At 33.5% G+C, this 11,083-nt stretch carries 12 protein-coding genes and 1 pseudogene; 8 read left to right on the forward strand and 5 right to left on the reverse strand.

From position 1 onward, the window contains the following. The first annotated feature begins 51 nt into the window (after window positions 1-51). Window positions 52-1,467, forward strand: coding sequence for a hypothetical protein (locus tag H6622_06760; protein MCB9061205.1), 1,416 nt, complete (start codon window positions 52-54; stop codon window positions 1,465-1,467). Between the two features lie 18 nt (window positions 1,468-1,485). On the opposite strand, the gene H6622_06765 is transcribed toward H6622_06760, so the two are convergent. The 3 genes and pseudogenes from H6622_06765 to tnpA all read right to left on the reverse strand — a co-directional run bounded on the left by H6622_06765 (window position 1,486) and on the right by tnpA (window position 3,483). Then, window positions 1,486-2,607, reverse strand: coding sequence for a hypothetical protein (locus H6622_06765; protein ID MCB9061206.1), 1,122 nt, complete (start codon window positions 2,605-2,607; stop codon window positions 1,486-1,488). Between the two features lie 190 nt (window positions 2,608-2,797). Further along, the gene (locus H6622_06770) at window positions 2,798-3,052 is read right to left on the reverse strand and encodes a hypothetical protein (protein ID MCB9061207.1); all 255 of its coding nucleotides are present in this window, start codon (window positions 3,050-3,052) and stop codon (window positions 2,798-2,800) included. A gap of 81 nt (window positions 3,053-3,133) precedes the next feature. Beyond that, window positions 3,134-3,483, reverse strand: a pseudogene (gene tnpA, locus H6622_06775) (IS200/IS605 family transposase). A gap of 58 nt (window positions 3,484-3,541) precedes the next feature. On the opposite strand from tnpA, the gene H6622_06780 reads away from it, so the two are divergent. Beyond that, window positions 3,542-4,765 carry a transposase gene (locus H6622_06780; GenBank protein ID MCB9061208.1) on the forward strand — a complete coding sequence of 408 codons (1,224 nt, stop codon included), beginning with the start codon at window positions 3,542-3,544 and terminating at the stop codon, window positions 4,763-4,765. A gap of 96 nt (window positions 4,766-4,861) precedes the next feature. Further along, entirely contained in the window at window positions 4,862-5,176 is a 315-nt protein-coding gene (locus H6622_06785) for a hypothetical protein (GenBank protein MCB9061209.1), read from the forward strand. A gap of 97 nt (window positions 5,177-5,273) precedes the next feature. Here H6622_06785 and hflX read toward each other — a convergent pair whose 3' ends face one another. Then, a complete protein-coding gene (gene hflX, locus H6622_06790; protein MCB9061210.1) occupies window positions 5,274-6,596 on the reverse strand; it encodes a GTPase HflX in 1,323 nt (440 codons plus the stop codon). Window positions 6,597-6,672: 76 nt separating this feature from the next. Here hflX and H6622_06795 point away from each other — a divergent pair, with 76 nt between their 5' ends. From H6622_06795 to H6622_06810, 4 genes are all read left to right on the forward strand, one after another. Further along, complete coding sequence (locus tag H6622_06795) at window positions 6,673-7,449, forward strand: aminotransferase class IV (protein ID MCB9061211.1); 777 nt, start codon at window positions 6,673-6,675, stop codon at window positions 7,447-7,449. Continuing rightward, complete coding sequence (locus H6622_06800) at window positions 7,445-7,651, forward strand: DNA gyrase inhibitor YacG (GenBank protein MCB9061212.1); 207 nt, start codon at window positions 7,445-7,447, stop codon at window positions 7,649-7,651. The genes H6622_06795 and H6622_06800 overlap by 5 nt, the downstream gene beginning before the upstream one ends. Window positions 7,652-7,777: 126 nt before the next feature. Then, entirely contained in the window at window positions 7,778-8,668 is an 891-nt protein-coding gene (locus H6622_06805) for a hypothetical protein (GenBank protein MCB9061213.1), read from the forward strand. A gap of 2 nt (window positions 8,669-8,670) precedes the next feature. Then, complete coding sequence (locus tag H6622_06810; protein MCB9061214.1) at window positions 8,671-9,420, forward strand: HEAT repeat domain-containing protein; 750 nt, start codon at window positions 8,671-8,673, stop codon at window positions 9,418-9,420. Between the two features lie 32 nt (window positions 9,421-9,452). Here H6622_06810 and H6622_06815 read toward each other — a convergent pair whose 3' ends face one another. After that, a complete protein-coding gene (locus H6622_06815) occupies window positions 9,453-10,097 on the reverse strand; it encodes a hypothetical protein (protein MCB9061215.1) in 645 nt (214 codons plus the stop codon). On the opposite strand from H6622_06815, the gene H6622_06820 reads away from it, so the two are divergent. Further along, window positions 10,096-11,076, forward strand: a complete 981-nt coding sequence (locus tag H6622_06820; protein MCB9061216.1) for a KpsF/GutQ family sugar-phosphate isomerase — start codon at window positions 10,096-10,098, stop codon at window positions 11,074-11,076. The genes H6622_06815 and H6622_06820 overlap by 2 nt on opposite strands. Window positions 11,077-11,083: the final 7 nt, after the last annotated feature.

Here is an 11,083-nt window from a genome sequence, read left to right on the forward strand (position 1 = left end):
AAAAACAGATTTTACATTTACAAACGATATGAATATCCTCAAACTCTAGTCATGTCGAATTTCACAAAAATAATAATCGTATTTATAAATCTACTATCTGTTTTGAAAGCAATCGAATCCACTGAAACTATAAAAAAAACCTTTTTAAATACAAGCGATAATGATTCATTCTACAAAATTCTCCCCAAAACAGATGGGAATCTCTTAGTCGAGTTATTTAACGCTAATGATTTATTTAAAATAGAACTTCTTGGTATCGATGGTGTTAAAATCGCAAATACCTTAAAAACATATAAAAAAACAAATTCAATATTTTATACAGTAGATTTAAAAAAAGATAAGACATATTATATTTTTATCCAACCTGGATTCCAAAAAAAAACAACTGATTACGAGGCCGTATTTACGTTTTTTTCTCATCCTCAAGATGAAAAAGCATATATGATTTCAGTACTAAAAGAAAAATCATGCATGTTTAGTAGCGTCCTTAACAACAACATCGAGGAAAAAGAAACTTATATCAATGCAATTTTAAAATCAAACTGCATCAGCTTACCAAGGATTGTTGATACTTGGATGAATGTTCCAGACTTTACAGAAATAAAAAAAGATATTGAATATTTACGTCTGAATGCAATGGATGAGAGACACTTTACCTTCGGAATTTTTATTGCAGAGGCCATTAATATTAATTCGAATTATGTTAATAAAAAAAATAATCAAACCTTTAAGTTTAAAGAAATGTGTAAAGAAAATACTCTCGGGAAGTGGGGAAAAAATAGTTGTATTCCTGATATTTCTAAAAATGAGTACAGACAGTATCTGTTACAATTGTTTTCAGAGGCCATTGATAGTGGAGTGAGAGATTTTCTATTTGGACAAATTGATCTTCAAGATTCCACTCAGTACTTAAAATATTTTTTAGAAGAACTCTATAGTATCGCACAATCAAAGAGTGCTGAGATAATTATTGGAGGGCAAACAGGTTGGGTGTCAGATCCTCGCTATATTGGATCATTCGATTATATCGTTGCTCCATCTCGAATTTCAAAAGACGGTAAATTTAACTCAGATAAAGAAGATTGTTTTGAAGCTCATAAAGATATAATCGCAAATGAAACTCAAAATGAGGCCAATCAAAGAGCAAGATTTTTTTGTCAAAACTTAGGTTGGATGCCTCCATTTTCAAAAAATGCTAAAAATGTCATTGTTGAATTTGATTGGTGGTCAATAGATGATGACATTCACCGTTTTGCCAGATTATCACCACAACAAAGATCCATTGTATTGACCACCGCCAGAAACTTCTTTATTGATGAATTAAATCTAGGATTTATTATGCCATATAGACTACCTCTCAATGGTGGAATTGACGATGGGTGCTTTGGGTTCAACCAATACGTTTATAGTTCATTAAACAATTATAACTGCAAAGATGAAGATACCATATTGGAACTTATGAAATAAAAATTAACCAGAGTTTCATTACAAAAGATATCTTTTAATTTCTTCATTATTGAATCTCCATATGATGTTATCAACAAAATAATGATGAATATTTATGGCCAAAGTAAAATATATAAACCAGTAGAGGAAACCTGTCGTTTTAAACGAGTCCATTAATGAATCCATCAATTCTGGAATTAGTTCAAAGGACAACAGTCCAATAAAAATTAAAAAAATAAAACTTCTCACTGGCGTCAATTTTAAATTTGAATTTGAGAGAGTTTGTTCAGAACGACCTTTAATAATTTTATAGACGAATGGAAAATATTGAAGAGAGTGAAAAAACGGAACTGCGTAAGAATAAAAAATCGGATTTTGATTACCAATTGGTAACCACCAAATAAACATCGATAAATATGGAGAAAGTACATTTATATGGGGGATAGTCTTTTCTTTTCGGTATTTTTTTATGAAAACAAATAAGAGAGTTGATATTAAAAAAAGAATAGATATATAATAAGAATAATTCAAAAAGAAATTTGGAAGTTTGGGTGTATGGTAATTAATCTCTGAATAAGTTGTGTGGTTTCCTGTTGCAAATCTCGAATAACTATATAACCAAATACTTAAAAGAGAAAAACGAATCATTTTTCTCTCCGATGTAGTATACTTATATTCCGTTAGATTTGAATATACCATCATACAACCAAATGCTTGTTTGGTATAATGCCATCCCACGAGTAGGAACATCAAATTGATCATGATAGATAGAATCTCTTTTCCCAACTGCACAGAATTTCCAAAAGGTATTTGAATCCCAGCTGAATATAAAAAACTATTGTAATCTTTCATTGTTAAGAAATATTTTGGAGCTTGCATCGAAAAAAAATAAAAACCAATTAGACCAATAATTATTAAAAAAATTGGTAAAAATATTAATCTTATCCAATTTTTGAAAATATACTTCTGCCCTTTACCATAGGCCATTTGATTCGTGGCCATAAAATGTGGAAAATTTATAAATAGTGATAACGAACTAAAAATAACCGGTAGATTTCGAATATAATAATCTGTACGCTGTGAGTACTCTGCTACCCACTGGCAAAAATAAAGCCCAACGAGAAAGATGATACTTCCTCCACCTATAAGCAAAAAATCCATTAAAGGATTTATAAGATAAAATTTTGGAGAATTAATCTGATATTTAATATTCATTGTAGACAATGGCCCTATTTATTTATTTATTTATTTATTTATGGATATCTAAATTATATTCTAAGAGTGATTTGAAATGAAAATGTTGTGAAAGTGGCACTTTTTACAGGACAGTTAAAAAAATTTAAATTGCAGTTTATTTACAACAAGAGTCCTCATGGGAATCGATTTCATAAGAAATAATTTTTTTCAGTTTTTCCAGGTCTTCTTCCGTTGCGCCTAACTCTCTGGCCAGCTGCTCTGAAACACCAGGAGAGACTATTTCAACATCTAGACCCATCTGTTCATATTCAACCGCTTTTTTATAGACAAGTTCAGAGTTTTCTAGAACATCACTATATAAGACTTGTTGACTAAAACGATCTCTTATTTCAAAAAGTTTATTGCCCATTGCCTTTTTTCCTTTTATCATTGGTTTGCGTAAAACACCGTACTTCAGTGCGGTGATACAAGCAAACGCCCACCGGCGAGGTCACTCAGGTCTTTCCTGATCCTGAATATACTGTTTAATAACATCTAGCGATGCTCCACCACAACTACCAGCAAAATAGCTGGGTGACCATAGGGCCTTGCCCCATAACTTTTTTTTGATTTCAGGATAATTTGCTTCTCGAACATAACGTGAAGACACACCTTTCAATGAACCAACCAAACGAGAGAGAGCTATTTTAGGTGATATAATACTCTTGGTGTAAAACATACTCTTCTATATTTAGTCACAAAGACTAAGTGTGCGTGAATAAGAAAAATACAATGCCTTCCATGTCTAATCTTCGGATTTGTGCGTTCCTTGATCGCTTTTTTTGAATTTAAATTACTCATAGACTAATTAATATTTGAGCTTTTCTAACCTGTCAATTGATGATATCCTCATGTGGAGATGAAAGCGATCAATATGGCCTATAAATTTAAAATGCTACCGACTGTTTCTCAGGAAAGACTTTTTGGGATATGGGCCGGGACATGCCGCTTTCTTTACAACTTATGCCTGGAACATAGAATATTGTCATGGAATCAATATCGAAAAGGAACCAACTATTTTGATCAGGCCAATGAGTTAAAGAATTTAAAGAAAGTTGAAGGATTTGAGTGGATAAAAGAAGCTCCTGCCCAAATACTGCAACAATCGTTGAAAGACCTAGATAAGGCCTTTAAGTCATTTTGGAGAAGTGGCTTTGGGTTTCCTAAATTTAAAAAAAGACATTTTGGTGACTCATTTCGTTTTCCTGACCCAAAACAGTTTGAGATCAGAAAAGTCAGTAATAAGAAGGCCTTTGTAAAATTGCCCAAAGCAGGAGAGGTAGCTTTTAGACTATCTAGGCAAATTGAGGGAAAAATCAAGAATGCAACGATTAAAAAAGAATCTGATGGTTGGTATATTAGTTTTTGTGTTGAAAAAGACATTGAAGTAGCAAAAAATAATAATCCAAACGTCGGGATTGATCGAGGAATAGCTGAGACGCTTGTTTTGAGCTATGAGGCAGACAGTTTAAAAGATATCCAATTAACTCTTCCAGTGAAATGTAAAGAATTAAGAGAAAGAATCAAAGCTCTTCAAAAGCGTCTAAAATTGAAAAAGAAATTTTCAGAAAAATGGAAAAGAATTCAAAATCAATTAAGAAAACTGCACTCAAAAATAGCAAGAATTAGACATGATTTTCTTCATAAAGCATCCACTTACGTTGCCAAGAACCACAGCTATGTAAGTTTAGAAGATCTGAAGATAAAAAACATGTCAAAATCAGCAAAAGGAAGCTTGGAATCTCCTGGAAAAAATGTAAAGGCCAAATCAGGTCTAAATCGAGAGATTCTCTTTCAGGGCTGGGGAATTTTTGCCCTCCAGTTAAAGTATAAAACTGAATGGGGTAGTGGATATCTTGAGCTTGTGAATCCTAGATTCACAAGTACAAGATGTAGTGAGTGTCTCTACAATGATAAAAGAAACAGGAAGGGAAAAGCCTTTAAGTGCTTAAACTGTGGCCATGTGGAAGATGCTGATAAAAATGGAAGTAAAAATATAGACAGGGAGGGGCGCTCCCGAAGAGACCGTGGAGATGTGGTGGTTGCACCAATCTTTGAAGCGGTAACCTCTAGTAGTGTATAAGCACACTAGGAATCCCCTCCGTTTACGGAGGGGCGGACGTCAATAATTACTGATAACACGCTGAATGTAAGTTTAGCAAAGTGTGAGGAGTCATAGATGAATAAATTAGTACTTATTGTGGATTGTTCAAAGGGTGAAAAAATTTTCTTTGAATCGATTGCTGCATATTGCAATGAGGCGAAAAATCTAAATATAAATATATTTCCGGTATCCTTTGAGCTAATTACTCCAGAATATATCACTGAAATGTCACCAGATCTAATTATCGCTCATGACAATTTTGAAGACTCTGTCATTGGAAACGTTAAAAAAATTGTTCTTATAGACACAAAAAGTAATGATTCAAGAATTGTGGAAGTTTCTACTCCTCTAACACCACAAGTTTTCCAAAATCTATTTATTAATCTATAATTTTAAGCATGAATAAAGATATTTTACTCTGGATATTCTCATTTTTTGCGGCCACAATCATTTTGTCGATAGCGATTTATTTTAGAAGTGGGCTCTTTTAACGAAATAAAGGTCCCTCAAGATCTTCTGGCGCAAGCACATATTTTTTTAAATTAAGCTGACCAAAAATAAACTCAGGAATCCTAATCCTATAAAAAACTCCCTTTTCGTAATTTTCAGACTTTTGAACGTTCGTTTTTGCTAATATTTTAGAATGAGATAGCCCATCTTCATAGGGAATAAAAAGATCGAAATGATCTTGTTTATCCAAAAAATGATTGATGATATGATCTCTTAAAAGTTTCATATCAGATTGATCAAATGTAGAGACGACAAAACTTTTTGGATAACTTTTAAGAATTAACTTTTCTTTCAACTTATCTTGAAGTTTATCCTTTTTATTAAAAACTAAAAGCCTCTCCTTTTTACCTATTTCAAGTTCATCTAATACAGATTGTGTCACATCTAAATGTTTTTCAAAATGTGGATCAGAAATATCACAAACAATAATTAAAAGATCGGCCAGAACCGCTGAGTCTAATGTCGTTTTAAAACCATCAATCAATGTATTGGGCAAATTTGAAATAAAACCAACTGTATCGACTAAAATCATAGGTGGCTTACTATCCGGATTAAGTGTTCTATAAGTCGAATCCAACGTCGCAAATAGCTTGTTTTCCTCAAGCACTTCTTCCTTACAAAGCCTATTCATGACAGAAGATTTTCCGGCGTTTGTATATCCCACCAACGCCGCCGTAAGGGATGTTTTACTTCTTTTTTTGTTTTGTTCTTTTCTAGATTTTTGTACTTCTACTAGTTCTTCTTTGTAATGTTCAATTCTTTGACGAACAATCCTTCTATCGAGCTCAATTTGTTGCTCACCCTCTCCTCCAATTGTCCCTCTGGCCCCTCTTTGTCTGCCTAAGTGAGACCATAATCCCGTAAGCCTAGGAAGGAGATATTCAAGTCTTGCAATTTCAATTTGAATCTTAGCTTCTTTTGTATGTGCGTGGTTTGCAAAAATTTCAAGAATGACATGACACCTATCAATGACATCAAGGCCTGTGAGCTTTTTAATATTTCTGATTTGTCCTGCTGTTAATTCAATATCAGAGACTAGAAGTTCTGCTCCAAGCTCTTTTGCCTCTTTTGCTATTTCAATGAGTTTTCCCTCGCCTAAAATAGTGCTGGCCTCAGGGGACTTTTTGTTTTGAATGGTGTCAGCAACTACCTCTATCCCCAAAGTTCTGAGAAGTTCGTACAATTCCTCTACAGATCTTTTTGAGTCTTCAATATTGCTGTATTCTTTCATGGCCGGACTAACAATTGAGAATATAGCGGCCTTAACATCGGTGGTAATTTTTAAGTCGTTTTCAAGCATAATGTTTAGTATATCAAATATGGGTAAATATTTAAACATTGTAGTCAAGTTTTGATGAAATGAGTAAAGTATGGTTATGGAAAGATATGACGCGAGACGTTTTTTATATGGTGATGGTTTTTTTACCACAATTTTTGTAGATAACGGGAAGGCGCTATTTCTCACAGAGCATTTAGAACGCTTAGAAAGAAGTGCACAAATTGCCTATCCAAAAAACATACAAATAGATGATATTGAGAAGGAAATTAAACTAAAAATTAAAAATTTCTCGGCCGGGACTCTCAGAGTAGATGTTTGTTGGGGGCAAAAACAAAAAGATCTCCTCGTAAATGACAATGGAGATTTTTCTATATTTTACACTCTTAGTGAAATTTCAAAAGAAAACCATCCCCTCGCTGTAGATAAGTTTGTTAAAGTAGGATTTTCATCAAGCATTTTAGGTAAACCTTTTTTTAGTGAAAAAATCAAAACGGTCAATTATTTTGAAATTTTTGCAGAAAGAAAAAACAGTAGGTTTGATGATTTAATATTAACAGATTTGAACGGTGTGATATGTGAAGCAAGTACGTCAAATGTTTTTTTCTTAATCGATGATCAGTGGGTTACCCCTAAGATGAATCCGAATATTCTACCAGGAATCACGAGAAAAAAAATATTACACTTTTATCCAGGAATAATTGAACGAGATATTTCAAAAGACGAAATCACAAAGATTGAAGAGGGCTTTTTAACAAATTCTCGCAATTTGATTGTCCCTATATCTGAATTTGAAAATAAAGCATTGACAACGATTGAAGTCGAAAGTTTTAAAAGAGATTTTTTAACTCAAGTGTATGAGGAATTAAATGATTAAAAAAAAAGTAGTAAAATGTCCACAGTGTGGCCGTGAATTTTCTTATTTCGAGAGCGAATTTAGACCTTTTTGCTCAGAAAAATGCAAAATGATTGATTTAGGCCATTGGTTTTCTGAGTCCTATACAATACCTGTCAAAAATGAATTAGGTGAGCAGATTGAATTTATCGAAGATCTTGAAGAAGAAGAAGATATTTATTAATAACACCTTGGAAAATTTTTTAGTTGGAAGTATAATTAAAAGGTGGTTAGTTTAAATGAAATTTAATACTAGAAATTAATTCAAGTGACATGGCCTAGGAGTGGCATGGTTTCAATGGAGTGAAATGTGAATGAATTAGTTAATTTTATCGTAAGACAGTTTACTGATGATGCGTTTAAAATTTCATTATCGTTTTCGCTCATTATCCTAGCTTTAATGGTTGTTTTTTGGGTCTTAAATCGCAGAAAGTTTCATCAACTCAAACATCAAATACCTGCAGATGTGGTTAAAAATTATCTTGATTCTATCATTCAAAATTCTAATTCATTAAAATCTTCTCTTTTTAGAGGAGGTGGATTGGATGTTTCAGAGGGAATTCCTTCTGTTTTTCCTCTAGGAAGTCTCCCATCGGGTAATGTTTCTTCCGGTGGACCAAGTATGGAGGAGCTAAACCAAAAAAATGCAGAGATTGCATCTTTAAGAGCAACAGTTGCAGATAAAGACAGAATTATAAAAGATCTTGAGGCCAGACTCGCTAGTGGAGGAGGTGCCTCTGCGGATGATTTAGCTAAAATCAATCAACTCACAAGTGAAAATTCTTCTTTGAAATCACAATTAGAACAAGCTTTAGCGTCTGCTTCAAATTCAGGTGGAGGTGAAGAAGTTCAAGGCCTCACAAAAGAAAGAGATGAGCTTAAAGAAAGACTCATGGAATATGAAATTATTGAAGAAGATCTGGCCAACCTGAAAAGATTACAACAAGAAAATGAACAACTTAAAAAATCACTTGAGGCCATGAACAGTGGAGGTGCAGCACCTGCACCAGCTCCAGCAGTAGAAGAAGAGGAAGAGGATTTAGAAGCACAAATGGCCGCAGCGATTACGGAAAGTGCTCCAGCACCATCAGCTCCAGTAGATAATTCAGAAGTTGAAGAAGAGCTTGGTGTACCTGCAAATGAAGGTGAACAAAAATCGGCAGAAGAACTCTTGAGTGAGTTTGAAAAAATGTTAGGTTAAATATGATTACCAAAAGTATCCTTATTTTTTCTATTGTCACAAGTGTTTACTGTTCAACTAAGGAACCTCAAAAGTTACTTTTAGAACAAAATTTTTTAAATCTAAAAAATGATGAGAAAGAGATTAAATCTTTAAAACAAAGTGTACTTAATAAGGGAGGCAAAGCTGTACCAACCTTAATTAAAGTAATGAAAAAAGATGAATTTCCGGATCACTCTAGGTGGGTGGCCACCTTTTTGCTTGGTCAGATTATGAAAGATAAGGCCGTTCCTTTTATTGCTCGATTTTCCGAGCATCCTAATTGGATTATGAGGATGGCATCATTAAAAACACTTTTGGCCATGAAACAAACAAAATATTCTGATATTTATGCTTTCTTACTTAAGGACAAATCACTTATTGTAAGAACTCAGGCCCTGGAAAATATTAGAAAATTAAATCTCACCAAATATGCTCCTCAAGTCTGGGCAATGCTATATGATAAAAGAAATTATTACGAAAATAAAAAAGATGAAAAAGATCTAAAAAATCGAAAACATATTATAAAAGAAGTGATTACTGCAATAGGGGACCTTGGGCTGAAAAAGGCGATTAAACCACTTCTATCAATGTCTCAGAAGAAAAAATATCATGATATTTTTGAAGAAATTGACTATTCGCTTAGTATACTCTTGGAGAAAAAATCTCCTAAGAATTTGTCAGCAAAAAAACATTTTTGGAAAAAAATGGCCCTGAGTAATGTGACGATATAGAAGATATTAAGAAATATGAAAATTGTTCTAGCTTATATTTCTTCTTCAGCTTCTTGTGCTCTTAAGTCTTCAATCTTTTTGAGCTGCTTTTCAATGGCCAGAACTCTTTCAATCCTATACAAAATTGTGTTCTCTTGAATTTGATCAGTAACGACCTCGCGCCAACCTTGCAAAAAGTCTCGTTCGACGAGTTGACGTTTGTATACTGAAACTTTGGTAACTTCTCGAATTCCTCTATAGCCTTTAATTACGTTGATAATTATTTTGTATTTTGCAGATTTAACCGAGTCAGCACCACCAAAAGAATCTGAAAAGTTTAGTTCTAAAGTGTTGTCAATCCATCTACTTTTTAGAATGCCAGCTTCTTGATTTTTTGATTCGAGATCTGTATCTCTCATGACAACCAGCACTGCTTGCCACGTTTCGTTAAAATCTGAACGAAATACTTTTCCTGGCATTTCAAAATCTTTACTCAGATTTTTAAACTGTTCATAAGAAGAACATGAGGCCAAAATAGATAGACAGAATATGAGACTAACTTTGAGCAAAATATTTCCTTCACAAAATGCCGCAAGACATTGTACTGTTCTATTATAACCTTGACTTACAAAAAAAAGTAACCAATTAATATCTATCAGTTTATCATGAGAATACACATGAAAGAGGAACATTTCCATGAGTTATACTCAATTATTTAATGATGTACTTAAAGCAGAGTCACTGGCCATTGAAAAGGCATCGCAGAATATTAAGGACGAACAGGTTCAAAACTTAATTAATATTTATAAATCCTTAGAAAAAAGTGGCGGTAGTCTGGTTCTTATTGGAGTGGGGAAGTCGGGAATAGTTGCTCAAAAAATTGCCTCTACTTTTACTTCTTTGGGACTAAGTTCATATTTTATTCATCCAACGGAAGCTTTACACGGTGATTTGGGAAGAATCAATCATAATGATGCTGTTTGTTTAATTAGCAAATCTGGTTCGACTGAAGAAATCCAAAAACTTTTACCTTATCTCCCTGTGGAAAAAGAATCTGTCATTGGTTTGTTAGGAAACATATCTTCATCTTTGGCCTCATCATGTAAGGTTATTTTTGATTGTTCAGTGGAAAAGGAAGCTTGTCTAAATAATCAAGCACCTACTACTTCGTCAACTTTAACACTGGCCATGGGAGATGCGATGGCCGTTGCTTATGAGAAATTCATAGGTTTAAGTAAAGAGGGTTTTGCGGAAAATCACCCTGGTGGAATACTTGGAAAGTCATTGCGAATGAAAGTTAAGAGTATTATGTGGAAACTCGAAGATTGTCCGGTGGTGAATGCACATTGTAAATTGAAAGAGATACTACTGGCCATGACAAAAAATCCAGTTGGAGGATGCGCTATTTTAGATGAAAGAGGTCTTTTATTAGGCATTATTGTTGAAGGAGATATTCGAAGAGCATTGTTGGAAAAAGAGAATGCTCTTGAATCAACTGCTAAGAGTGTAATGACAAAAAATCCTGTCGTTATTGCTCCAGATGATCTAGCATTTAATGCTCTAGAGAAAATGGAAAAAAGAGAAAAGCAAATTGATATTTTACCGGTTGTAGATTCGAATAACAAATTTTATGGTTTTATCCGTCTTCATGATCTCATGAAAGAAGGCTTTCTATAGATATTTG

It is taken from the genome of Halobacteriovoraceae bacterium, from assembly GCA_020635115.1.
Lineage (GTDB): Bacteria > Bdellovibrionota > Bacteriovoracia > Bacteriovoracales > Bacteriovoracaceae > JACKAK01.

Excerpts from the sequence above, each read along its gene's own strand:
- H6622_06760 (MCB9061205.1), top strand. The coding sequence starts at position 52 with ATGTCGAATTTCACAAAAATAATAATCGTATTTATAAATCTACTATCT.
- H6622_06765 (MCB9061206.1), bottom strand. The coding sequence starts at position 2,607 with ATGGATTTTTTGCTTATAGGTGGAGGAAGTATCATCTTTCTCGTTGGG.
- H6622_06770 (MCB9061207.1), bottom strand. The coding sequence starts at position 3,052 with ATGGGCAATAAACTTTTTGAAATAAGAGATCGTTTTAGTCAACAAGTC.
- H6622_06780 (MCB9061208.1), top strand. The coding sequence starts at position 3,542 with ATGAAAGCGATCAATATGGCCTATAAATTTAAAATGCTACCGACTGTT.
- H6622_06785 (MCB9061209.1), top strand. The coding sequence starts at position 4,862 with ATGAATAAATTAGTACTTATTGTGGATTGTTCAAAGGGTGAAAAAATT.
- hflX (MCB9061210.1), bottom strand. The coding sequence starts at position 6,596 with ATGCTTGAAAACGACTTAAAAATTACCACCGATGTTAAGGCCGCTATA.
- H6622_06795 (MCB9061211.1), top strand. The coding sequence starts at position 6,673 with ATGGAAAGATATGACGCGAGACGTTTTTTATATGGTGATGGTTTTTTT.
- H6622_06810 (MCB9061214.1), top strand. The coding sequence starts at position 8,671 with ATGATTACCAAAAGTATCCTTATTTTTTCTATTGTCACAAGTGTTTAC.
- H6622_06820 (MCB9061216.1), top strand. The coding sequence starts at position 10,096 with ATGAGTTATACTCAATTATTTAATGATGTACTTAAAGCAGAGTCACTG.
- H6622_06815 (MCB9061215.1), bottom strand. The coding sequence starts at position 10,097 with ATGGAAATGTTCCTCTTTCATGTGTATTCTCATGATAAACTGATAGAT.